The organism is Amycolatopsis thermalba (genome assembly GCF_023376025.1).
Classification (GTDB): Bacteria; Actinomycetota; Actinomycetes; order Mycobacteriales; family Pseudonocardiaceae; genus Amycolatopsis_E; species Amycolatopsis_E thermalba.
Window position 1 is genome coordinate 3067573 of the sequence record NZ_CP091196.1, and the last position, 22677, is coordinate 3090249.

The 22677-nt window shown below is 70.1% G+C and carries 21 protein-coding genes, 1 tRNA gene and 3 pseudogenes; 13 read left to right on the forward strand and 12 right to left on the reverse strand.

The features are described from left to right. Positions 1-87: 87 nt before the first annotated feature. The 7 genes and pseudogenes from L1857_RS14790 to L1857_RS14820 all read left to right on the forward strand — a co-directional run bounded on the left by L1857_RS14790 (position 88) and on the right by L1857_RS14820 (position 7007). Positions 88-786 (forward strand): response regulator transcription factor, encoded by a 699-nt coding sequence (locus tag L1857_RS14790; RefSeq protein WP_094005031.1) that lies wholly within the window; start codon positions 88-90, stop codon positions 784-786. Then, a complete protein-coding gene (locus tag L1857_RS14795; RefSeq protein WP_116114530.1) occupies positions 783-1577 on the forward strand; it encodes a sensor histidine kinase in 795 nt (264 codons plus the stop codon). Before L1857_RS14790 ends, L1857_RS14795 begins: the two co-directional genes overlap by 4 nt. After that, the gene (locus L1857_RS14800; RefSeq protein WP_162831242.1) at positions 1574-2701 is read left to right on the forward strand and encodes a hypothetical protein; all 1128 of its coding nucleotides are present in this window, start codon (positions 1574-1576) and stop codon (positions 2699-2701) included. Before L1857_RS14795 ends, L1857_RS14800 begins: the two co-directional genes overlap by 4 nt. Before the next feature lie 933 nt (positions 2702-3634). Next, a pseudogene (locus tag L1857_RS14805) lies at positions 3635-4806 on the forward strand (IS256 family transposase). 205 nt (positions 4807-5011) lie between these two features. Further along, a complete protein-coding gene (locus L1857_RS14810; protein WP_116114892.1) occupies positions 5012-5254 on the forward strand; it encodes a hypothetical protein in 243 nt (80 codons plus the stop codon). Continuing rightward, positions 5254-5610, forward strand: coding sequence for a hypothetical protein (locus tag L1857_RS14815; protein WP_162831259.1), 357 nt, complete (start codon positions 5254-5256; stop codon positions 5608-5610). Before L1857_RS14810 ends, L1857_RS14815 begins: the two co-directional genes overlap by 1 nt. A gap of 206 nt (positions 5611-5816) precedes the next feature. Then, entirely contained in the window at positions 5817-7007 is a 1191-nt protein-coding gene (locus L1857_RS14820) for an IS701 family transposase (protein ID WP_429727760.1), read from the forward strand. Between the two features lie 127 nt (positions 7008-7134). Here the strand turns inward: L1857_RS14820 and L1857_RS14825 are convergent, their stop codons facing one another. From L1857_RS14825 to L1857_RS14835, 3 genes and pseudogenes are all read right to left on the reverse strand, one after another. Beyond that, a complete protein-coding gene (locus L1857_RS14825) occupies positions 7135-7902 on the reverse strand; it encodes a tyrosine-type recombinase/integrase (RefSeq protein WP_240323439.1) in 768 nt (255 codons plus the stop codon). A 121-nt stretch (positions 7903-8023) separates the two neighbouring features. Then, positions 8024-8359 (reverse strand): annotated as a pseudogene (locus L1857_RS35570) (site-specific integrase); the annotation flags it as partial. Between the two features lie 106 nt (positions 8360-8465). Then, positions 8466-8539 (reverse strand) — tRNA-Ile (locus L1857_RS14835). A gap of 261 nt (positions 8540-8800) precedes the next feature. On the opposite strand from L1857_RS14835, the gene L1857_RS14840 reads away from it, so the two are divergent. Further along, entirely contained in the window at positions 8801-10573 is a 1773-nt protein-coding gene (locus L1857_RS14840) for a bifunctional homocysteine S-methyltransferase/methylenetetrahydrofolate reductase (RefSeq protein ID WP_116114890.1), read from the forward strand. Between the two features lie 9 nt (positions 10574-10582). Here the strand turns inward: L1857_RS14840 and L1857_RS14845 are convergent, their stop codons facing one another. Continuing rightward, the gene (locus L1857_RS14845) at positions 10583-10810 is read right to left on the reverse strand and encodes a hypothetical protein (protein ID WP_249465359.1); all 228 of its coding nucleotides are present in this window, start codon (positions 10808-10810) and stop codon (positions 10583-10585) included. Beyond that, positions 10765-11796, reverse strand: a complete 1032-nt coding sequence (locus L1857_RS14850) for an amidohydrolase family protein (RefSeq protein WP_249465362.1) — start codon at positions 11794-11796, stop codon at positions 10765-10767. The genes L1857_RS14845 and L1857_RS14850 overlap by 46 nt, the downstream gene beginning before the upstream one ends. Before the next feature lie 54 nt (positions 11797-11850). Between L1857_RS14850 and L1857_RS14855 the strand changes: the two genes are divergently transcribed. After that, the gene (locus L1857_RS14855) at positions 11851-12726 is read left to right on the forward strand and encodes a phosphatase PAP2 family protein (RefSeq protein ID WP_249465368.1); all 876 of its coding nucleotides are present in this window, start codon (positions 11851-11853) and stop codon (positions 12724-12726) included. On the opposite strand, the gene L1857_RS14860 is transcribed toward L1857_RS14855, so the two are convergent. Next, positions 12723-13484 carry an SDR family oxidoreductase gene (locus L1857_RS14860; RefSeq protein ID WP_116114887.1) on the reverse strand — a complete coding sequence of 254 codons (762 nt, stop codon included), beginning with the start codon at positions 13482-13484 and terminating at the stop codon, positions 12723-12725. The two genes, L1857_RS14855 and L1857_RS14860, sit on opposite strands and share 4 nt — an antisense overlap. A 99-nt stretch (positions 13485-13583) precedes the next feature. Between L1857_RS14860 and L1857_RS14865 the strand changes: the two genes are divergently transcribed. Then, the gene (locus tag L1857_RS14865; RefSeq protein WP_249465371.1) at positions 13584-14429 is read left to right on the forward strand and encodes a helix-turn-helix transcriptional regulator; all 846 of its coding nucleotides are present in this window, start codon (positions 13584-13586) and stop codon (positions 14427-14429) included. A 132-nt stretch (positions 14430-14561) separates the two neighbouring features. Here L1857_RS14865 and L1857_RS35685 read toward each other — a convergent pair. From L1857_RS35685 to L1857_RS14885, 5 genes and pseudogenes are all read right to left on the reverse strand, one after another. Beyond that, a pseudogene (locus L1857_RS35685) lies at positions 14562-14684 on the reverse strand (IS982 family transposase); the annotation flags it as partial. 67 nt (positions 14685-14751) lie between these two features. Continuing rightward, complete coding sequence (locus L1857_RS14870) at positions 14752-15888, reverse strand: sulfotransferase family protein (protein WP_094005831.1); 1137 nt, start codon at positions 15886-15888, stop codon at positions 14752-14754. 11 nt (positions 15889-15899) lie between these two features. Then, positions 15900-16676: an SDR family oxidoreductase gene (locus L1857_RS14875; RefSeq protein WP_094005832.1), complete on the reverse strand. Its 777-nt coding sequence runs from the start codon at positions 16674-16676 to the stop codon at positions 15900-15902. Continuing rightward, a complete protein-coding gene (locus L1857_RS14880; protein WP_094005833.1) occupies positions 16676-17842 on the reverse strand; it encodes a hypothetical protein in 1167 nt (388 codons plus the stop codon). Before L1857_RS14880 ends, L1857_RS14875 begins: the two co-directional genes overlap by 1 nt. Before the next feature lie 21 nt (positions 17843-17863). Continuing rightward, positions 17864-18343: a nuclear transport factor 2 family protein gene (locus L1857_RS14885; RefSeq protein ID WP_094005893.1), complete on the reverse strand. Its 480-nt coding sequence runs from the start codon at positions 18341-18343 to the stop codon at positions 17864-17866. Between the two features lie 58 nt (positions 18344-18401). Between L1857_RS14885 and cysD the strand changes: the two genes are divergently transcribed. Genes cysD through L1857_RS14900 form a run of 3 tightly spaced genes read left to right on the forward strand, consistent with a single transcriptional unit; the run spans position 18402 to position 21639 of the window. Beyond that, positions 18402-19313, forward strand: a complete 912-nt coding sequence (gene cysD / locus L1857_RS14890; protein ID WP_094005834.1) for a sulfate adenylyltransferase subunit CysD — start codon at positions 18402-18404, stop codon at positions 19311-19313. Further along, positions 19313-21145: an adenylyl-sulfate kinase gene (cysC, locus tag L1857_RS14895; protein ID WP_094005835.1), complete on the forward strand. Its 1833-nt coding sequence runs from the start codon at positions 19313-19315 to the stop codon at positions 21143-21145. Before cysD ends, cysC begins: the two co-directional genes overlap by 1 nt. Further along, positions 21142-21639 carry a pyridoxamine 5'-phosphate oxidase family protein gene (locus L1857_RS14900; protein WP_233157292.1) on the forward strand — a complete coding sequence of 166 codons (498 nt, stop codon included), beginning with the start codon at positions 21142-21144 and terminating at the stop codon, positions 21637-21639. Before cysC ends, L1857_RS14900 begins: the two co-directional genes overlap by 4 nt. A 136-nt stretch (positions 21640-21775) precedes the next feature. Here L1857_RS14900 and L1857_RS14905 read toward each other — a convergent pair whose 3' ends face one another. Further along, entirely contained in the window at positions 21776-22567 is a 792-nt protein-coding gene (locus L1857_RS14905) for a tyrosine-protein phosphatase (RefSeq protein WP_094005837.1), read from the reverse strand. Positions 22568-22677: the final 110 nt, after the last annotated feature.

The following is a 22677-nucleotide window of genomic DNA, read 5'->3' on the forward strand; positions in this document are numbered from 1 at the left end:
GCCCGGTGACACCACAGGTACGGACCAACCGTCCGGCAATCCTCAGCGAACCGTCAGGTTCGCGGCAGTCAGGCGGAACGTGGTGTGATGGGGGACGTGGACAGAATCCTGGTGGTGGACGACGACCCGGGCCTGCGGGAGCTGCTGTTGTCCGCGCTGCGGTTCGCGGGCTTCGAGGTCGAGGCGGCCGGTGACGTGCCGGCCGCGCTGGCCGCGATCGAGGCGCACGCACCGGACGCGATCGTGCTGGACGTGATGCTGCCCGGCACGGACGGGTTCGACCTGCTGCAGCTGCTGCGCGCGCGAGGCGTCGACGTGCCGGTGATGTTCCTGACCGCGCGCGACGAGCTGGACGACCGGGTGCGCGGGCTGCGCATGGGTGGCGACGACTACCTCACGAAGCCGTTCGACGTGGCGGAGGTCGCCGCGCGGCTGGAGGCGCTGCTGCGGCGGGCCCGTCGCGTGCCCTCCGCGGCGCCGGTGGGTGTGTTGGCGTGCGGCGACCTGGTGGTGGACGAACCGAGGCACGTGGTGACCAGGGGCGGGCGCCCGGTCGAGCTGTCGCCCACCGAGTTCCGGCTGCTGCGGTACCTGATGCTCAACTCCGGGCGGGTGGTGTCCAAGGCGCAGATCCTGGACCACGTCTGGCAGTACGACTTCGGCGGCGACGCGGGCGTGGTCGAGCGGTTCGTCTCCAACCTGCGCCGCAAGATCGACTTCGGCGGTCCGTCGCTGATCCGCACCGTGCGGGGCTTCGGGTACCGCCTGTGTCCGGAGCAGCGGTGAACTGGCGTTCGCGGTGGCGGCCCGCCCTCGTCGCGCTGGTCGCCGGCCCCCGTGCCGCCGTGCTCAGCGCCAGGCTGCAGAAGGCGTACGACGCCCAGCAGCGGGCCCAGGACCGGCTGCGCAGTTTCGTCGCGGACGCCGGACACGAACTGCGCACGCCGCTGGCGGCCCTGCACGGCTGGATCGACCTGTACGCCCAGGGCGGTCTGCGCGACCGCGAGCAGCTGGACCACGCCATGGCGCGGATGCAGGCCGAGGTGGGCCGGATGCGGCTGCTGGTCGACGAGCTGGCGCTGCTGGCCCGGCTCGACGCGGCCCAGCCGCTGGACCGCGCGCCGGTGGACGTGGTCACGCTGGCCGGCGAGGTGGTGGACGATGCCAGGATCGTCAGCGCCGACCGGAAGATCACTCTGGACGGGGCGGCGGAAGCGGTCGTCGAGGGTGACGGTCCCCGTATCCAGCAGGTGCTGCGCAACCTCGTCGGCAACGCGGCGCAGCACACCCGGCCCGGCACGCCGGTCACCGTCACGGTCAGCTCCCGCGAGCGGGACGTGCTGGTCGCGGTGCGGGACGAGGGCGAGGGAATCGCGCCGGAGCACCTGCAGCACGTGTTCGAGCGCTTCTACCGAGCCGACGCGAGCCGCGGCCGCGACGGCGGCGGCTCGTCGGGACTGGGCCTGGCCATCGTCGAGGGAATCGTGACCGCCCACGGCGGCACGGTGGACGTGACCTCGACGCTGGGGGAGGGCACCACGGTCCGGGTCACCTTCCCCGTGGGCAGCTCCGCGTGAGTTCCCGCGGCATCGGGGACGGTGGCATTCGGTCGGCGCTCGACTGGTGGGAATCGGGTGGCCGGCCCGGTCCGGACAAGGGGGTGAACCATTGGTCGGGTCTGGTGCAGACGCTATTGACGGAGTTCAGGGCCGAGCTGAACCGGTCGCTGTCCGCTGACCGGCGGTTCCTGGCGGGGGCCGAGTTGGACTGGTACCTCCGCAACCTGGACGGAATCCTCACGTACACGGAAGCGCACCGGCTCGCCGACCCCTTCGAGGTGCTCGTCAGGCGGGTCGCCCTGTCCGGGACGCTCGGCGGCTTCGGCATCGTGCCTGCGCCTGAGTCACCGTTCGGCGCGGACCGGCTGTTCCGGCTGATTTCGGCGGAGATCACCGACGAACGCCTCACCGAGGCGAAGCGGCTGGGGCCGGTGTGGCGCAATGTGGATCGCGTCACGGTGAGCCGATTGTTGCGGCTGAAGCATCTCTTCACGCTGGCCGCCATGGTGCAACCACGGTTGACAAACGACAGTGACGTGGAAAAAGTGGACAGCTGGCGTCCGGTGTACGAACTATTGCCGGTGGCCGGAAGTGAGAATGTCATGCCGGACCACCGATCGGCCTGCCCACCCCGGTCGGGGCCAAGCGAAGAAACGTGTGGCTCCGCGAGCAGGATGGTTTCGACAACTTGGTCAGGTGCGTCCCATGACCGGAGGGTGGGCATGGCTCATCAAGTAAGGCTTTACTGTGCGCTCGGGGAAAATGACGCTGCCGGAGGGCTTGACGCCTTGGTGGCAGCGGCTCGCGAGCAGGGGTCCGACCTTCGCCCGGGTGAACGTGAGTCTGGCGGTTCCTGGGTGTCGGCCATACTCGACCGGGCTGGCGAGCCCGTCGGTGCCAGCGGCTGCCACATCGAGATCCACGCGCAGTCCCCCTTGGCCTCGGCGATGATCGCCGAGGTGGCCGAAGCAGAACCATCCGGCCGAATCAGGTCGGCCAACGCGGTGGTGACTCTCACTTTGACCGGCTCCGACGTGGACTGGTCAGTGGTTCGAGCCGTGTGGAAAGCTGCCAAGTCGCTCTGGAACGCAGTCCCTTACGATGATGGCTCGGGCTTCGACATCGACTTGGATGAATTGTGAATTCCACCTGATACTGAGTCGCCTACTGTCGAGTGAAAGAGCGGCGGTGTCCGGCGATACGGTGGACGGGCCGATGGCGAGCAACGTGTCCGATCTCAAGACGGGAGGTACGGGACGGCCGTGGGGCAACCCGGTGACGTTCCACACGGGCGCACAACATCTACTACGGCCACGATTCACACCTGGTGGATGACAATCTTCCACCTACGCGCCGTGCGGACGCTCCGGGCGGGCGTCGTGCGGACGTTCCGAACCCGCGGCGAGGGTGCCGAATGGCGCCGTCGTGCGAGGCGCGACCAAAGCCGGAAAAGCGCTGAAATACGGGCGGGCTGCGGGGGCGGCCGTCGCGACCGGAGGCCGCGCCGGATCGGCGGCTGCGGCCGCAGCGGATGCCGCAGCCGTCCGCGCCGCCGCCGAGGCCGCCCGCCAGGCCATGGTGCGAGCCCGTGCACTGACTCCCGCGGCGCGGCCACCTCTCTCGCCGCCGCTGTCACCCAAGCGGGAGAGCCGGCCTCGTGGTCGCCATAACCAGCCCGTCATCAACCTGAAGGTGCTCGGCTCAGCCAAGCGCGCACAGGGCCGAGCGGCAGCCGATGTCGGCCAGGGTCAGTCCCGGACAACTTCATCGATCTCTACCGCGGGACGCGGACGACCATTGTGCGCGGAGTATCCGATCCGACGGCAGGGGCTCGCCAAACCGGCCTTCCGTCGCGGCTTCTACACTGTACGTGATCCGGAGCAAGCAGCGGCGCAAGCTTTGAGGGGTCCTGAGAAAAAGACGTGGAATTGCCCAAGTCGCGCATTTCAGGCTCTCTGCATCAGAATGGAGTCCTGGGGTATGCGGCTTTCCCGGCCACGGGGGGACTGTTCCAAGATCGGTGTTTCTGGCCCGACACGCCGGGCTGAGGTCCGGCGGGATGGGCACTGTGAGTGATGACATCGGACCTTGTGAGTCCACGCAAGCGTGACCAGAAGGCGGCGCAGCTGTCGCCGGAGCAGGCTGCCGCGGCGGCGATGGTGGCCGAGGCCAAGGCGCGAGGGTTGGCGTTGACCGGCCCGGACGGCCTGCTCAAGCTGTTCACCAAGAACGTGCTGGAAACGGCACTGAACGAGGAAATGACCGAGCACCTCGGCCATGAGAAGAATCAGGCGGAGGCGGATCGGGAATCGACCAATGTGCGGAACGGGACTCGGTCGAAGACCGTGATTTCGGACGCTGCCGGCGAGATACGGGTCGAGGTTCCGCGGGATCGGGAAAGCACGTTCGAGCCCCAGATCGTAAAGAAGCGGCAGCGTCGGCTCGCCGACGTGGACGAGATCGTGTTGTCGTTATATGCGAAAGGAATGACCACCGGCGAGATCTCCGCGCATTTCGGTGAGATCTATGGGGCGTCGGTGAGTAAGGAGACGATCTTGCGGATCACCGATAAGGTTGTCGCCGAGATGCAGGAATGGGCCAGCCGCCCATTCGACGCGATCTACGCGGCGGTGTTCATCGACGCTATCCACATCAAGGTTCGGGACGGGCAGGTCGCCAACCGGCCGGTCTACGCGGCCATCGGCGTGACCGTGGACGGGCATAAGGACGTCCTGGGCCTGTGGATGGGCGTCGGTGGCGAGGGCGCGAAATTCTGGATGAGCGTCCTGGTCGATCTGAAGAACCGCGGGATCCGCGACGTGTTCTTCCTCGTCTGCGACGGCCTCAAAGGTCTCCCGGAGACCGTCACGAACGTGTGGCCGCAGACCATTGTTCAGACGTGCATCGTTCATTTGATCCGCAATACGTTCCGGTTGGCAGCGCGGCAGCACGTATGCGAAAGGGCTGACGACGGGCGAGATTTCCGCGCATTTCGCGGAGATTTTTGGCGCGCGAGTTGTGCTCGACAAACGCCATTGAGTCCTTGAACGCGCGGTATCGTAAGGCCGTGCGGGCACGAGGTCACTTCCCCACAGAGTAAGCTGCGTTAAAGTGTCTCTACCTGGTCACCCGGTCGCTGGACCCGACCGGGAAGGGGCAGGCAAGGTGGGCGATGCGGTGGAAGCCCGCGTTGAACGCGTTCGCGAACACGTTCGGTGACCGCTGGCCGAGCGCCGAGAAGTACTAACCGCAAACGCCGAAAACACCGATGTCGTTACAGACCCGCAGCTGGCGCTCAGCGGCGTGCTGACGGAAGTGTCTCGGCGCAGGTATGGGTGTGTGGAGATAGCGGACGACAAGCGATAATCGCGCCCGGAAAGTATGACTACCTGTTTGGGGGAGCCGACCCAAGTAACAAGAAGAATTTCGAGCGGTCAAAGCAGAATGAGACCTTGTTTGGCAAGATCGGTATTTACGACACCCCCGTGAGCCGCGCCATGCTCAGAGATCACTTTAATGAGGTTGTGCAGAACGACGACAACATCTTGAGGCTGAAGGAGAACGAGTATGGCGTCACTCAAGTGCGCGAATCGCTCTTCATGGGACCGGGAGGTATCATCAAGTTGAAGTCGGCGTGGCTTGTGGCCAACGAGGGGCTGATGTTGACGACGGTGATCCCGAAGGGCAAGCAGTGATGGCAATTGGCGAGTTTGTGGTACCCGAAGAGCGAGACTTTCTCGACGTACTGAGGGTGGTTCCTGAGCCGGTCCCTGATGAGGTTGACACGTGGGGCTTGCGCTACTCCTGTGAGACGGGTGAAGATCTAGAGTTGTCGTACGACTATCTTGGCCGCTCGATATTTCTACGTATCTCTGCAGGTGGATGCGTGACATATGAGTGTTTCAGGGAAGGGGTGACTCGTTTGATGGTGGAATCCCGACCTGACTCCAGGAATATTGTTGCCGAATTTGCTTCAACTGGCATGTCGGGAACGCTGGACATTTCGGTATATCCGGCGGTGCAGATCGTGGACAAACTGTTCTATTCCTGATGATCATTATGTGAAAGCGCAGCATGGCGCTGCGGGATGCCTGAAGTCGTTTCCGCCACCGGACAGTTGGACGTGTTCGGCACTGCTGCTGTGGACGGTTTGAGCAGGCGCGCCACGCCGAAGGTTGCCACGGGGATGGTCGGAGCGCACTAGTACTCCAGCCGCACTTCGTGATCTTGCTCTGATAGGTTCTGGGTCTTGTGTGGGTGGATGAGGCCATCTCGGCGTGGGCGGCGGGCTTGGAGGAGTTGTTCGGGCGGGTCGCGGGCCGGTTCTTCCGGGCCGAGCCTCGCCGACGTGCCCGCGCCTACGTGCGAGGCTTGTTAGCGCCGTTGGCGGACAAGAACGGCTGGACCCTGGCCGAGGTTGCCGGAGAGACTACCCCGGATGGCATGCAGCGGCTGCTCAACGCCGCCGCCTGGGATGCTGACGGTGTCCGCGACGACGTGCGGGCCTTTGCCGTGGAACACCTCGGCGACCCGGACGGTGTCCTGGTCGTGGACGAGACCGGATTCCTCAAGAAAGGCACCAAATCCGCTGGGGTGCAGCGGCAGTACTCCGGGACCGCGGGCCGGATCGAGAACTGCCAACTCGGCGTGTTCCTCGCCTACACCACAACGAAAGGACGCACTCTCGTCGATCGCGAGCTGTATCTGCCGAAATCCTGGATCGCCGACCGTGAGCGTTGTCGCGACGCGGCGGTGCCGGACGAGGTCGAGTTCGCGACGAAGACCACCCTGGCCAAAGCGATGCTCGCCCGCTCGTTCGCGGCCGGTGTCCCCGCACGATGGGTGACCGCTGACGAAGCCTACGGCCAAGACAACAAGTTCCGATCCTGGCTGGAACAGCACAACATCGGCTACGTCGTCGCCGTCCCTCGCAGTCAGCCCTTACCCGCCGGCGGGTTCGCCACAGCACGAGCGGATCACCTCGTCGCCCAAGCGCCACCCGAGATCTGGAAACGCCGCTCAGCAGGTGACGGCGCCAAAGGACCACGGCTCTACGACTGGGCCACCGCCACCATCCCCACCATCGGCAAGCACACCCCCGACGGGTGGACTCGACGCCTACTCGTCCGTCGCCAGATCACCCCCACCCGAGTCGAACCCGAACTCGCCTACTATCTGTGCTGCGCCCCCGCGACGACGCCGGACGAGGAGCTCATCCGGGTCGCGGGTGCCCGCTGGGCCATCGAGGAATGCTTCCAGACCGCCAAGAACGAAGTCGGCCTTGACCACTACCAAGTCCGGCGTTACGACGCCTGGTATCGCCACATCACCCTGGCCATGCTCGCGCACACCTATCTCGCGGTCACGGCAGCGGTGTCCCCAAAAGTCCTGGCCGCGGCCTCATCCCGCTCACCCTCAGCGAAATCCGCCGTCTCCTGGCACATCTGATCCACACCAGGTCCCCGTGGCTCCGGACCAAGGCCTGGTCACGCTGGCGACGCCGGCACCAGCACCGCGCCAAGACCAGCCACCACCAGCGAAGACAGCACAAGCATCACGAAATGCGGCTGGAGTACTAGGGGTGCCGTTTTGGCATCCGGGAACCGAGGACCTCAGCGGCCTTGCGGTCGGCGGCGGCCACCCACGCGGCGTAGACGCGCAGGGTCGTGGCGCCGCCGCCGTGGCCGAGGCGGCCGACGACGGTTCGGAGGTCGACTCCGGCGGTGAGCAGTTCGGTGGCGGAGTAGTGCCGCAGTGCGTGGATGTGGGTGTCGATGCCGAGGCGGGTTGCCATCTTCTTGTAGCGGCTGGAGACGGCGTCGGGGGAGTAGGGCTCGTTCAGGTCGGCTCCGCGGGTGCTGGTGAAGACGAACGAGTTCTCCGACCACTTGGCGCCGAGTTCGTGGCAGCGTTGCTGCATGCGGGCCTTGTGCTCGCGCAGGAGCACGATCGTCTCGGTGTCCAGGGCGACGCGGCGCATCTGGTGGGTCTTGGTGTCCTTCTCCTGGCCCACGCCGCGGAGCTTTGTGTAGCTGCGGCGGATCTCGATGATTCCTTCGTCGAGGTCGACGCGGGACCATGACGAGCCAGACGAGGGTTCCCCAGTCTTCGTCGAGCGCGAACGCCTTCTCGACGAGGCGGGCGGCTTCGGCGGGTGAAGGCGGGTCGGGCTGTGGAGCTGTCTGGCGCGGGCGCTGGGCGATCTGGGCCGGGTTCGTGCTGATCCACTCCCAGCGGACGGCGGCGTTGAGGACGCCGCTGATGATCGAGTGGATCTGACGCACGCTGGAGTTGGCCATGCCGCTGCACTTGTGCGGCGTGCACTTGGCGACCTTGCAGTCATGGTCACCCTCGCGCTTGTGTTCGATGTAAGGGCGGCCGTCGCAGCGGACGCGGCATCGGCGGAGTTCGGCGTAGAAGGTTTCGAGGGCGCGGGCCGTGATTTTGTTGACCGCGATCTCGCCGAGGGCGGGGTTGATCGTGCGGTTGATGTAGCCCACGTACCCGTGCCGGGTGGTGGCCTCGATGTCCGCGGTCTTGAGCCACTCGTCGATCGCGTAGGACAGCGTGACCGAGGAGTCGGGGCGGCGCTGGCGGTCGACCTGAGCCTGCAAGCGCGTCATGACCTTCTGCGCGTGGTGGTGTGCGGCCTTGTCGGTGCCCTTGACCGTCTCGGTGAGGTAGCTCTGCCGCCCGGTCACCGGGTCGATGCCGGCGTAGACGCGGAGCTGAAGGGACTTGCCGCGCTGGCGGATGTTGCCGCGCTTGCGGTTGTCGCCCTTGGTTGTCGGCTCGCTCATGAACGCAAGCGTGGGTCGGAGTCGCGGAACGCGTCAATGGACAGAGTCATGGACAAGACGCAGCAAGATGATCAAGCAACGAGACATAACGCCTGGTCAGAACCGGTGGGCCGGGCGGGGCTCGAACCCGCGGCCAAGGGATTATGAGTCCCCTGCTCTAACCAGCTGAGCTACCGGCCCCAGGCGGGCACGCCACGTCCGCGCCCGCACCCCGTCAGGGGTGAACGACAACATATCGCACCTCCGGCGACCACCACCGCGGTGGGCGGCTCACTCGAACGGCCCAGTGGTGGTGCAGCTGCGGTGTCGAAACGGTCAATTGACCCGCCGCAGCGCCTAGGATGGACCCATGGCGGGCGGCGCGGTGCTCTGGTGGGGGTGCGGCGCCGGCCGGGCCCTCGTGCACGTGCACGCCCGGAGGTAACGACGCCGGGAGGGTACGTGAGAGGTCGGTTCGCGGAGCAGCTGTCCGAGCGGGTTCTGGTGTTCGACGGGGCCATGGGCACCGTCCTGCACGTGGCCGGCAATTCGCTCGATCGGGCCCTACCCGAACTCAACCTCTCGAATCCCGAGCTGGTCAGCACGATCCACGAGAGCTACGTCGCGGCGGGGGCGGACGTCCTGCTCACCAACACCTTCGGCGCGAACCGGCTGCGGCTGGCCGAGCACGGGTGCTCGGTGAGCCCCCGGGACATCAACCTCGCCGCCGTCCGCCTGGCGCGGCAGGCCCGGCGCGGCGTGCACCGGACGATCTTCGTCGCCGGGGCGGTGTCGCCCGCGATCTCCTCCAGCCACCGGGCCGGGGTGCGCGCCGACGAGCGGGCCGAGGTCGTGCGCGAGCAGGTCCAGGCCCTCGTCGACGGCGGGGTCGACCTGCTGGTGCTGGAGACGTTCGGCTACCTCGACGAGCTGGTCGAGGCCATCACGGTGACCACCGAGGTCACCGACCTGCCGATCGTCGCCCAGGCGACCTTCACCAGCGGCGGTCTCACGCCGGGCGGCGAAACCCCGCGCGAGGTGGTCAAGGCGCTCGCCGCCCTGCCGGTCACCGCGGTCGGCGCCAACTGCACCGTCGGCCCCCAGCACATGCTCGCGATCCTCGGCGAACTCAAGGACGCCACCGACCTGCCGGTGGGCGTGCACCCGAACGCGGGCATGCCCCGGCGCACCGGGCGCCGCTTCAGCTACCCGGTCACCCGCGCGCACTTCGGCCGCTACGCCCGCCGCTACGCCGAGCACGGCGCCGCGATGATCGGTGGATGCTGCGGCACCACGCCCAGCCACATCCGCGAGGTCGTCGCGCGCCTGGCCGACCTGCGTCCCCGCCAGGCCAACCCCGTGACGGCGGTGCCCAAGCCGCGTCCGGCGCCGCCCCAGAGCCCGCTCGCCCGGCGGCTGGCGCGACCCGGGTTCGTCCTCGCCGCGCAGGTCACCCCGCACGGCGAGCCGGAGGACGTCGAGCGCGTCCGCGGCGCCGATCTCGCGCTGGTGCGCGGCAACTTCGGCGAGGCCCTCCGCCTGGAGCGCGAGGCGGGCGTGGACACCATCACCACGGTCACCGCCTGGGACCGGTCGCTCGCCGCGCTGCAGGCGGACCTGCTGGGCGCGCACGCGTTCGGCCTGCGCACGGTGGTGTGCGAGACCGGCACGCCCGCGCCGCTGGGCGACTACCCGGGCGCCGACGGCGTGTGGGAGGTCGACTCGGTGGGCCTGATCGGGCTGCTCGCCGGCCTCAACGCCGGCCGCGACCACACCGGTCTCACCCTGGCGACCCGCACCGCGTTCCACATCGGCGCGCGCGTCAACCCCGGCGCGGAGGACGCGGACGCCGAGCTGGCCCGCACCAAGGCGAAGATCGCCGCGGGCGCGCAGTTCCTCATCACACGGCCGGTCTACGAGCTGGAAGGCCTGTCCCGGATCGCGACCGAACTGTCCGGTGTGGACATCCCGGTGCTGGTGGCGATCGCGCCGCTGACCGGGTTCGCCGAGGCCGAGTACCTCGCCTACGAGGTCCCGGACGTGATGATCCCGCCGCGCGCGCTGTCCGAGCTGGAGGCGGCGGGGGAGCGGGAGGCCGAGGTCGGGCTGGCGCTGGCCGCGGAACTGCTCGACGGGGCGCGCGAGCTGGTCCGGGGTGCCGTGGTGGTCGCGGACGAACACCCCGGGAACGTCGCCTCGCTGCTGCGCCAGGAGAACCCGGCGATCCGGCTCTGAGCGTCCGGGTCAGACCAGTGCGAGGTCGTGCGCGACCACGCGCCCGGCGTGGATCACCGTGCGGTGTGGCAGCCGGTCCTGCACCGCGGCCGCGGGCGCCTCGCCGTCGAGCAGCACCAGGTCGGCCGGGTCGCCCACCGCGACGCCGGGGCGGTCGGCCACACCCCGCAGCGGCGGCAGCGACGGGTCGATCACCGTCGCGCCGCCCCAGGTGCCGACGGCCAGCGCGTGCTCCACCAGGTCGTCGTTGCGGAACCCGTTGGTGAACGCCAGCTGCCAGGTGCGGTCGAGCAGGTCCGCGTTGCCGTAGGGGACCAGTAGTCGCGCTGCCCGTCGTCGCCCAGGCCGACCCGGATCCCGGCTTCGGTGAGCCGCCGCAGCGGCAGCGTGTTGCGGCCCGGTGGCGCGACGGTGGCGACCGAGATGTCCAGCTCGGCCATCTCGGCCAGCACCTCGTCCAGCCGCGGCGACGGGGTGTGGGCGAGCGTGAAGGCGTGCGAGATCGTGACCCTGCCACGCAGGTCCAGCGCCCGCGTCCGCTCGATGATCAGCTCCAGGCTGAACAGGCCCAGCTCGCCGGGTTCGTGCAGGTGGACGTCCACGGCGGCCCCGAACCGCTCGGCCAGGCCGAACACGATGTCCAGGTGCCGCACCGGATCCCGGTCCAGGCCGCACGGGTCGATGCCGCCCACCACGTCGGCGCCGTTGCGCAGCGCGGCCTCCATCAGCTCCGGCACGCCGGGTTCGCGCAGCAGCCCGGCCTGGGGGAAGGCGATGATCTCGACGTCGGCGCGCTCGGCGTGGGTTTCGCGGGCGGCGACGACGGCTTCGAGGCGGTCCAGCTTGCAGTCGGCGTCGACCTGCGCGTAGCCGCGCACCCGGGTGACGCCGTGCGCGATGAGCCGGCCGAGCATGTGGGTGGAGCGCTCGGTCATCGGCGCCTCGGCCTCGCGCCAGTGCGCCCGGTCGTGCAGCATGTTCGCCCATACGCCGCCGGGGGAGTCGTTGGGGCGCCACGGCAGCCCCAGCCGCGTGGAGTCCAGGTGGACGTGCACGTCGGAGAACGACGGCACGAGCAGCCGCCCCTCGCCGTCGAGACGGGTCACCCCCGCGGGCGCGGCGGCACCGGCCGCGGTCACCGCCGCGATGCGGCCGTCGCGGATCTCCACATCGGACAGGGGACCGCCCCACGGGCGCACGCCGGTCACGTACAGGTCGTTCACCGGTCCAGGATCGCACGACGTGCGCCGGTGCCCCGCTTGATCCATCCTGGGCGGGTGGCGGTGGACACCGAGGAGGCCCGGCGGACGGCCGGTGTTCCGGCGCGGCGGTGGCTGGTGATCGCGGGCGTGGCGGCCGCGGTGGCGGTGGCGGTCTACCTGCTCGCCGTGTGCACGGCGACCGGGCAGGCGCTGGAGAACGCCGCGCTGCGGGGAGCGGACCAGGCGGACGCGGCCGAGTCCGCGCAGGCGTGGCGGGCCCTGGACGAGATCACGGTCTACTCGCTGGCCGCGGCGACGCTGGTCATCGCCCTGACCGGGGCGCTGCGCCGCCGCTGGGACCTGGCGGTCGCGGCGGTCGGGGTGATCGTGCTCGGCCAGGTGGTCGTGCAGGTGCTGAAGCGGTTCGTGCTGGTCCGGCCCGCGCTGGTGCCGGTGACGGGCGACTTCGCCGGCAACAGCCTGCCCAGCGGCCACACCACGGTCGCCATGACCGTGCTGTTCGCCGCGGTGATCGTCGCGCCGTACCGGTGGCGCGGGGCGGTGATGCTGGTCGTGCTGCCGTGGGCGGTGGGGATCGGGCAGTACACGCTCACCGCGAAGTGGCACCGGCTGTCCGACACCCTCGCCGCCGACGCGATCGCCCTCGCGCTGGCGGCGCTCGCGTCGTGGTGGCTGGCGCGGCGGGGCGCGGTGCGCCCGTACGAGGGAAAGCGGCGGGTCGGCCGGGTGGTGATCGGCTCCCTCGCCGTGGTCGCCGCCCTGGCCGGCCTGACCCTCGGCGGCATCCTCTGGGGAGTCCCGCTGGCGCGCGAGGGCCTGCCCGGGGCGGACGAGTGGGTGATCCACCTGGGTGCCGGATCGTTCGCCTCCGCCGGGTCGATCGTCGCGGCGCTGGTGTTCCTGCTGTCCTGGCGGCGGCTGGCGACCTAGTGCTTGCCGTGCGGGTCGGCGGCGTTGAGGGTCGCCACGACCTGCTCGTAGTCGCCGCGGGCCTCGCCGTAGCGGAGAAACTTCACGCGCTCCACCTGGATCTCCTTCGCGTCCGGCTGGGACTCGAACAGCTTGATCACCTCGTCGGCGAACTCGTCCAGCGGCATCGCGAAGCCGCTGTCCTCCTGGCCGGGCAGCAGCGCCGTCCGCACCGACGGCGGCTCCAGCTCGCCCACCCGCACGGTCGTGTCCGCCAGCTGCAGCCGCAGCGACTCGCTGAGCATGTGGATGGCCGCCTTGCTCGCGTTGTAGCTCGGCGTGGCCGCCAGCGGCGCGAATGCCAGGCCCGAGGACACCGTCACGATCGTCGCGTCCGGCCGGGCCCGCAGGTGCTCGATGAACGCGGCGATCAGCCGGATCGGGCCGAGCAGGTTCGTGGTCACGGTCTCCTCGGCCGAGGCCAGGAACCCGTCCGGGTGGTGCCAGTCCTCCACACGCATGATGCCGGCCATCGCGACGACCACGTTGAGGTCCGGGTGCCTGGTGATCACCTCGTTGGCCGCGGCGCGGATGCTCCCGGCGTCGGCGGTGTCGATCCGCACGGTGTCGAACCCGTCGGCGGCGAGCTCGTCGAGCAGTTCGGTGCGGCGGCCGCCGATGATGACCGTGTTGCCCTTGGCCCGCAGCCGCCGCGCGAGCGCGAGGCCGATACCGCTGGTCGATCCGGGGATGAAGACGGTGTTTCCGCTGATGTCCATGCCCCGAGTCTGTCCAGCCGGGCGGACGCGAAGAAGAGATCGCTCATCGGGGGATCGGCGATCCCTGGTTCGCGCCGGGCGGGTGCGGATACTGGGGGCATGGATCGTGTGGAGCTGGCGGCGTTCCTGCGCCGACGCCGGGAGCAGCTGCGGCCCGAGGACGTCGGGCTGCCCGCCGGGCCCCGCCGCCGCGCGACCGGCCTGCGGCGGGAGGAGGTGGCGGCGCTGGCGGCGATGTCGACGGACTACTACACCCGGCTGGAGCAGCAGCGTGGCCCGCAGCCGAGCGAGCAGATGCTGGCCGCACTCGCCCGCGCGTTGCGTCTGACCGGCACCGAGCGCGACTACCTGTTCCGGATCGCCGGCCGCAACGCCCCCACCCCGGTGGCCGCGGCCGCCCACGTGGCGCCCGCGTTGCAGCGGGTGCTGGACCGGCTGTCGGACACGCCCGCGCTGATCCTGTCCAACCTCGGCGAGGTGCTCGTGCAGAACAGCATGGCCGACGCCCTCTACGGCGACCGGTCCCACCTCACGGGGTGGGCACGCAGCGAGATCTACCGCTGGTTCACCGACCCGGCCGAGCGCCTGATCTACCCCGAGCACGACCGCGCCCGCCAGGGCCGCGCGCTGGTGGCCGGCCTGCGTGCCGCCCTCGGGTCGATGGGCCCGCGGTCCCGCGCCGGGGAGCTGGTGCGCGTGCTGTCGAAGGCCAGCCCGGAGTTCGCGGACCTGTGGGAACGCCACGAGGTCGCCAAACGCTTCGTGGACCACAAGGTCCTCGTGCACCCGCAGCTGGGCGAGATCGAGGTGGACTGCCAGGTGCTGTTCACCGAGGACCAGTCGCAGATGCTGCTGGTGCTCACGGCCCCGCCGCGCACCGAGGCGGCGGAGAAGCTGAAGCTGCTCGGCGTGGTGGGCACCGAGCGGTTCGACGCGGTCCGGTAGACGAGTGAGTCCGACCTTGGTCAGTGGTCGTTGGTGATCAGGGTTCGGGTGGTGGGTTGACTGGTCGCGGGGGTTGTGCCGGACCGCGGTGGTGAGGTAGGTGTCCGGTTCGCGGGAGGCGTAGCTCTTGTCGGCCAGGGTCAGCAGTTCAGCATCCGACAGCCGGGATGGCCTGCCGACACGAGCGGGCTTACCGAGGTGGTCATCGATCTCGACCTGCAGTGCGGTCACAAGGGTGTTCAGGTCGGTCGTCACAAACCGATCTCGAACACCCTTCACCCCTCTCCCGACACTGCCCAGACCCAGGACTCACTCATCTAGATCAGGCGAAGCGCTCCCGCACCTCCTCGGCCGTCAGGCCGAACTCCGCCAGCGTGTAGCGGTGCGAGGGGCGCGCCGCGCCGGTCGTGCTCTCCGCGTACACCGCCCGCATCGCCGACTCCGCCTCGGCCGTGAACGGCAGTCCGAAGTGGTCGTACACCGACGCGACGACCCGCAGCGGGTCGGCCACGAAGTCGGCGTAGTCGACGTCGTGGAACTGCGCCGGGTCGTGCTTGGCCCGCTCCCGCCTGAACGTCGCCGCGCCGCGGGACCACAGCTCCAGCTGCGCACGGCCCACCACCGGCCCGGAGAACACCGTCGACCAGCCCGCCGACGCCTGCTGGTTGAGGCTGCACACCGACGCGATGATCGTCTCCGGGGCGCGGTGGGTCTGGATCACCAGCGCGTCCGGGTAGACCGCGAGCAGCGCGTCCAGCGCGAACAGGTGCGACGGGTTCTTCAGCACCCACCGCTTGTCCGCGTCCGGCAGCCCGATCAGCTGCAGGTTGCGCCGGTGCCGCGCGTAGGCGTCCGTCCAGTCCTGCGCCGCCAGCCACTGCGAGTACGTCGGCACGTGGGCCAGGCACTCGTAGGACACCGACTTCGCCGACTGCCGCAGCAGTTGCCAGCACTCCTCGACCTGCTCGGCCGAGCTGTGGTGCACGCCGAGGAACTCCGGGTGCTCGACGTGGTGCTTTTCGTACCCTGCCTGGATGCCCTGGAACACCGGGTCGTCCGCCCACGTCTCGCGCGGGGGCCGGGGCTGCGGCACCTCGGTCAGCCACACCTCCAGGCCCTGGTGCGCCGGGTCCGCGGTGAGCAGCCGGTGCAGCGCGGTGGTGCCGGTGCGGGGCAGCCCGGTGACGAAGATCGGCCGCTCGATCCGCACGTCCGCGTGCGCCGGGTTCCGCTTCCACGCCTGTTCGCTGAGCAGCCGCGCCACCAGCGCCTGCCGAAGGAACGCGCGCTTGATCTTGTTGCCGAACGGCGTCAGCCCGGCGTCGCGGGCGTAGGACTCCAGCAGCACGGCCAGGCCCTCGCGGTACTCGTCGCCCCCGAAATCGGACAAGCCGCAGAACCGGGTGGCCGATTCGTGCAGGTCCTCGACCGTGCCGACGCTGTCGCGCCCGATGCTCACCGGATGCCTCCTCAGTGGTGGTACTCGCCGCAGTTGACGTCCAGGCACTGCCCGGTGATCGCCCGCGCCATCGGTGAGGCCAGGAAGATCACGGCGTCGGCGATCTCGTCGGGTTCGGGCAGGCGGCGCAGGTCGATGCCCGACGCGGTCTCGGCGTAGACCTCGTCGCGGGTGATGCCGCGCTGCTCGGCGAGGTAGCCGAAGTACCACTTCAGCGTGTCCGCCCAGATGTAGCCGGGCGCGACCGAGTTGACCCGGATGCCGCGTGGCCCCAGCTCGGTCGCCAGGCTCTGCGCCAGCGCGAGCAGGCTCGCCTTCGCCATCTTGTACGGCCCGTACGGCTGCCGGGAATGCCGCAGCACCGCCGAGTTGATCATCACCACCGAGCCGCCCGCCGTCTCCAGCGCGGGCAGGAACAACCGGGTCAGCCGCAGCGCGGCGATCGAGCCGGCCTCGAACCCGGCGCGCACCCCGTCCAGCTCCACCTTCGCCAGATCGGTCATCGGCGGGATCGCGAACGCGTTGTGCACCAGGGCGTCCACCCGGCCGAAAGCGTCCACAGTGGCCTCGACGAGCCGTCGCGCGTCCGCCTCGCTGGTGACGTCCGCAGGCACCGAGATCGCGCGGCGGCCCAGCTCGTCGATCTCCTTGGCGATGTCGGTCAGCCGGGATTCGGTGCGTGCCGCGAGCACCACGTCGGCGCCGGCCTTCGCGCTCGCCACCGCGATCGACCGGCCGAGCCCGGGCCCGACGCCGGAGACCACGACCACCTTGTCGCGCAACAACATCAGCCCAGCATCCTCGCGGCCGTGGCGGCCTGCCGGGCCGCGATCCGGGCGGACCACTCCGCGGGGGTCACCTTCGCCTGCTCGTAGAAGGCCAGCTTCCCGGGCAGTTCGCGCACCGGCACGATCTCGACCTCCGGCCCGTCCTCCGGTTTGAGATCCCGGGACAGCCGCTGCCACCGGATCTGCACGTACCCGCGGCGGTGGCCGGTGCGCTCCAGCCAGTTCGCCACCCCGGGGTCGCGCTCGCTGATGACGAACCGCATCTTGCCGTCCGGATCGACGCGCGCCTGGTCCGCGGTGAGGCTCGTCTGGTGGTGGGCGTAGTCCAGCGAGACGTACCACATGCTGCCCAGCTGGATGCCCTGGTAGGGCGCGTCCGCGCAGCGCGGCACGGTCACGACCATCGCCTGGTCGTCGTCGAGGTCGTAGTGCCCGGCCGAGGAGAACTGCGTGCTCAGCCCGCCCGGGGTGGCGCGCGGCTCGGTCATCGTGTTGACCGGCAGGTCGAGGTAGAACCACCGGGGGAAGGCCAGGAACGTCCGCAGCCGCGACAGCAGGATCTTGCCCGCCACGCCGTAGCGCTTGGTCAGCGTGTCCCGGGACAGCGGCGGGGGAGCGGCCCCTTCGGCGCCGGCGCGCCGGATGCGGATCATGCCGGGGCGTTCGCGTTCCCAGTCGCTGAACACCTCCCGCACGATCAGCATCGCCGAGCCCGGCCCGAGCGGAAAGCGGTTGCGGCCGCTGAGCCCCGGCCCGAACCGGATCTCGAACCGGCCGTCGTCGCCGATGTCGAACGCCCGGTCGTCGAACGCGGTGAGGCTGTCCGGCACCTCCACCGGCGAGTAGTTGCCGTTGAGCACCTGGAAACTCAGGTCGGCGGTGGTGCCGCGCTGCCCGGTGACCACGTATTCGGCGTCGTCGCGCAGGTAGGAGTGGAAGTACAGGGTGTCCGGGTTGTCCAGGCCCATCTTCGTGTACGGGCCGGTGGAGCGGACGAAGAACGGGAAGTCCTTTTCGTAGGCCCAGGCCATCTGCAGCGAGGCGCGGATGCTGCCGGCGAGGTAGTCCAGGCCCTCGACCAGGTCTTGTTCACTGTCGACGTGCGGGGCCTCGCGGATGATCTTCTCGGCCTCGGCGAGGGCTTCGGCGAACGGCTGCGTGAGCACCGGCGACTCCTAGAACGGGTTCTATGCGGACGGGACGGCCCACCGGTTCGCGGTGAGCCGGAAGCTCTTCAGGTCCGCCAGCGACAGCATCGCCTCGTAGGTGCGGACGTAGCCGGTGTGCGCGATCCGCCAGACGCCGTCGGCCTCTCGCCGGTAGCGGTCCTCGTAGAACGCGGCGCCGATGATCGCGACGTCGTGCTCGGTGGCGATCACCTGGTCCTGGAACGCCCACGTGCCGGTCGCGGTGTCGCCGTCCACGTCGATCTCCGGCTGCGTGGCCAGGTGCACCGTGATGATCTCCGGGCCCAGGCGGGTCCGCAGGAAGTCCACGATCGCGGCGCGGCCGGACAGCCGGATCGGGTCGCCGTAGGTGGGGGTGCCGTAGTCGGCCGTGGCGTCTTCGGTGAAGGTTCCGCCGATCTCGTCCCAGCGTTTGAGGTCGACGCAGCGCAGGTACGCGTGCTTGGTCCGGCGGATCGCCTCGATCGCGGCAAGGTCCATGCGCACCAGCATGCTCGCCCGGTTGACCGCTGGCAAGAACGTGTTCTAATTTTTCCCGGTGACCACGCTCTACGAGCTGTCCCACCTCGAACTGCTCGAGGCGGAGTCGGTGCACGTCTTCCGCGAGGTGGCGGCCACCTTCGAGCACCCGGTGCTGCTGTTCTCCGGCGGCAAGGACTCCGTGGTCATGCTCGCGCTGGCGGCGAAGGCGTTCTGGCCGGCGCCGCTGCCGTTTCCGGTGCTGCACGTCGACACCGGCCACAACTTCGACGAGGTGATCGCCTTCCGCGACCGGGTGGTGGACCGGATGGGCCTGCGGCTGCACGTCGCGCGCGTGCAGGACGACATCGACGCCGGCCGCGTCACCGAGGACACCGGCCCGCGCGCGTCCCGGAACCGCCTGCAGACCGTCACGCTGCTGCGGGCGATCCGCGAGGGCGGGTTCGACGCGGTGTTCGGCGGCGCCCGCCGCGACGAGGAGAAGGCCCGCGCCAAGGAGCGTGTGTTCAGCTTCCGCGACGAGTTCGGCCAGTGGGACCCGCGCAACCAGCGGCCGGAGCTGTGGAACCTCTACAACGGGCGGCACCGCCGGGGCGAGCACATCCGCGTGTTCCCGCTGTCGAACTGGACCGAGCTGGACATCTGGTCCTACATCGCGGCCGAGCGCATCGAGCTGCCGCCGATCTACTACGCGCACCGCCGCCCGGTGGTGCAGCGCGACGGGATGCTGCTGGCGCACACCGGGTTCCTCCGGTTGCTGGACGGCGAGGAGCCCTATGAGGCGACCGTGCGGTTCCGCACCGTCGGGGACGCCACCTGCACCGGCTGCGTGGAAAGCACGGCGAGCACTCCCGCGGAGGTCGTCGCCGAGGTGGCCGCCACGCGGGTGACCGAGCGCGGCGCGACCCGCGCCGACGACCGGATCTCCGAGGCCGGCATGGAGGACCGCAAGAAGGAGGGCTACTTCTGATGCCCCAGCTCCTGCGCCTGGCCACGGCCGGCAGCGTGGACGACGGCAAGTCCACGCTCATCGGGCGGCTGCTGTTCGACTCCAAGTCGCTGTTCACCGACCAGCTCGCCGCCGTCGAGCGGGCGAGCAGGCAGCGCGGCGAGGACTACCCGAACCTGGCGCTGCTCACCGACGGCCTGCGCGCCGAACGCGAGCAGGGCATCACGATCGACGTCGCCTACCGCTACTTCGCCACGCCGCGGCGGAAGTTCGTCATCGCCGACACCCCGGGCCACATCCAGTACACGCGCAACATGGTCACCGGAGCGTCCACAGCGGACCTCGCGCTGATCCTGGTGGACGCGCGCAAGGGGGTGCTCCAGCAGTCGCGACGGCACGCGTTCCTGGCTTCGCTGCTGGGAATCCCGCACCTGGTGCTGTGCGTGAACAAGATGGACCTGGTGGGCTGGTCGCGGGAGCGGTTCTCCGAGATCCGCGAGGACTTCCGCCGGTTCGCGATGAAGCTGGACGTGGCGGACCTGTCGTTCATCCCGCTGTCCGCGCTGCACGGCGACAACGTGGTGCACCGGTCGGCGAGCATGCCCTGGTACGAGGGCACGTCGCTGCTGCACCACCTGGAGGAGGTGCACGTCGCCTCCGACCGGAACCTGATCGACGCGCGGCTGCCGGTGCAGTACGTGATCCGCCAGGCGGGGCGGGATTTCCGCGGCTACGCCGGCACGGTGGCGGGCGGGGTGTTCAAGCCGGGGGACGAGGTGGTGGTGCTGCCGTCCGGGCTGTCCAGCCGGGTGGCCGCGATCTGGGGGCCGGGCGGGATGCCGGTCACCGAGGCGTTCCCGCCGCAGGCGGTGACGGTGCAGCTGACCGGGGAGCTGGACGTCGGCCGCGGCGACCTGATCTGCCGCCCGGCGAACCGGCCGCACACCGGGCCGGACCTGGACGCGATGGTGTGCTGGCTCGCCGAATCCGGTTCGCTGGCACCGGGCGCGACGTACACGATCCGGCACACCACGGCGGAGACGACCGCGGCGGTGCAGAAGCTGGACTACCGGCTGGACGTGGACACGTTGCACCGCGAGGAGTCGGCGACGTCGCTGGCGCTGAACGAGATCGGGCGGGTGCAGCTGCGGACCCGGAAGCCGTTGCTGTTCGACGCCTACCGGCGCAACCGGGCCACCGGCAGCTTCATCCTGGTCGACGACACGACGGGGAACACGGTGGCGGCGGGGATGATCACCGGACCGGCGCTGCCCGCGTCCCGGGTGGTGTGGCACGCGGCGGCGGTCGGCCGGGAGGAGCGGGCGACGCGGGGGCTGACGGTGTGGCTGACCGGGTTGTCGGCGTCGGGGAAGTCGACGATCGCGGTGGAGCTGGAGCGGCGCCTGGTGGCGGCGGGGCGGCCGGCGTACCTGCTGGACGGGGACAACCTGCGGCACGGGCTGAACGCCGACCTCGGGTTCGGCGCCGCGGACCGGGCGGAGAACGTGCGGCGGGTCGGGGAGGTGGCGCGCCTGTTCGCCGACGCCGGGGTGGTGGCGGTGGCGTCGCTGATCAGCCCGTACCGCGCGGACCGGGCGCAGGTGCGGGAGGTACACGAGCGGGCCGGGTTGCCGTTCCTGGAGGTGTTCGTGGACACGCCGCTGGAGGTGTGCGAGGCGCGCGACCCGAAGGGGATGTACGCGAAGGCGCGGGCGGGGGAGATCCGCGGGTTCACCGGCATCGACGATCCGTACGAGGCGCCGGTGGCGCCGGATCTGGTGGTGCGGCCGGGCGATCCCGATCCGGTGGCGCGGATCCTGACCCTGGTGAACGGGAGTGTGCTGTGGGCGTGAACCAGCGGGCCGGGATCCGCATGACTCCGGAGGAGATCGCGGCGTTCGTGGCGGGCAGCCGGACGGCGACGATCGCGACGGTGGGGCCCGACGGCACGCCGCACCTGGTGGCGATGTGGTTCGCCGTGCTGGACGGGGCGATCTGGCTGGAGACGAAGGCGAAGTCGCAGAAGGCGGTGAACCTGCGCCGCGACCCGCGCATCACGGTGCTGCTGGAGGACGGCCAGACGTACGACGCGCTGCGGGGCGTGTCGATCGAGGGGCACGGGGTGATCAGCGAGGACCCGGACGAGGTGTGGGCCGTCGGGGTGAACGTGTTCGAGCGGTACTACGGGCCGTACAGCGAGGAGCTGCGCCCGGCGGTGGAGATGATGCTGCGGAAGCGGGTGGTGGTGCGGGTGGACCCGGTGCGGGTGCGCTCGTGGGACCACCGCAAACTCGGCCTGGACCCGATGCCACTGGGCGGAACGACCGCCGGAGGGGTGGCGCGGTAGCGACTGGGGCCGCCGCCGTGGCGCGAGCCCGCACCGCTGCGCTGGGCGAGTGCCGCGCCACTGCGCTGGGGCGCGCCACTGCCTTGCAGGGTGTCTGCGCACGCCGTGCGCTCCGGTGGGATGCGCCCTGCGCCCCTCAGTCCTCGCGCAGCTTGCTTCGCAGCGCGGCCGCGTCCGCCTCGCCGAAGTTGTGCGCCTCCAGCCATCGCAGCACGCCGCCGTAGCGGTTGCCGACCTCGGTCAGGAACAGCTCCATCGTCTTCGGCTTGGGGCGGTGGTCCTCGTCGTCCGGGCGTTTGTCCAGGTCCGGCGCGTATGTGGGCGAGGCGCGCAGCCGGTCCAGGATCGCGCGGATCCGCTCACCGCTCGCGGCGTAATCGGCGATCACCGCTTCCCGCCGCACACCCGCGACCGTCAGCGCGAACGCCGTCACCACCCCGGTGCGATCCTTGCCCGCCGCGCAGTGCACCAGCGCCGCCCCCGGCGCCGCGGCGATCGTGCGCAGCGCGCCCACGATGCTGTCCGGCCGGTCCTCCAGGTACCCCAGGTACAGCGCGGTCATCACGTCGTCCGGAAAGCGCTCCAGCGTCCGCTGCCTGCGGCTCGCGTAGAGCGCGTCCCCCACGTCCTCGGCGGCGGCGTCGGTCGCCGTGCCGCTCTCCGGCAGCACCGAGAAGTGGTGGTGCCGCACCGACTCGACGCTCCGCAGCGGCCCGGGGCCCTCCTGCGTCACCTCGGGCGTGCCCCGCAGGTCGACCACCGTCGTCAGGCCCAGGTCCTCCACCAGCACCTTGACGTCCCGGGGCGTGAGCCCCTGCAGGTTGTCCGACCGCAGCAGCCGCCGCGGCGCGATCGTGCCGCCGTCCTCGGTCGGCAGGCCACCGACGTCGCGGGCGTTGGCCGCCCCCTCCAGTTCCAGCCAGTGCATGCCCCCATCGTTCACCGCGCCGCCGATCCCGCCAAGGGCCGCGCCCGGTCACCGCGCCCGGCGGGCGACGGGAACGCGGGCCGCCACAACCACCGCCACCAGCCCGGCAT

Bases quoted from the DNA above. Each gene is read 5' to 3' on its own strand.
- L1857_RS14885 (WP_094005893.1), bottom strand. From the start codon at position 18,343: ATGGACCTTGCCGCGATCGAGGCGATCCGCCGGACCAAGCACGCGTAC.
- cysC (WP_094005835.1), top strand. From the start codon at position 19,313: ATGCCCCAGCTCCTGCGCCTGGCCACGGCCGGCAGCGTGGACGACGGC.
- L1857_RS14860 (WP_116114887.1), bottom strand. From the start codon at position 13,484: ATGGACATCAGCGGAAACACCGTCTTCATCCCCGGATCGACCAGCGGT.
- L1857_RS14865 (WP_249465371.1), top strand. From the start codon at position 13,584: ATGGATCGTGTGGAGCTGGCGGCGTTCCTGCGCCGACGCCGGGAGCAG.
- L1857_RS14875 (WP_094005832.1), bottom strand. From the start codon at position 16,676: ATGTTGTTGCGCGACAAGGTGGTCGTGGTCTCCGGCGTCGGGCCCGGG.
- L1857_RS14905 (WP_094005837.1), bottom strand. From the start codon at position 22,567: ATGCACTGGCTGGAACTGGAGGGGGCGGCCAACGCCCGCGACGTCGGT.
- L1857_RS14815 (WP_162831259.1), top strand. From the start codon at position 5,254: ATGGCAATTGGCGAGTTTGTGGTACCCGAAGAGCGAGACTTTCTCGAC.
- L1857_RS14825 (WP_240323439.1), bottom strand. From the start codon at position 7,902: ATGACTGCAAGGTCGCCAAGTGCACGCCGCACAAGTGCAGCGGCATGG.
- L1857_RS14790 (WP_094005031.1), top strand. From the start codon at position 88: ATGGGGGACGTGGACAGAATCCTGGTGGTGGACGACGACCCGGGCCTG.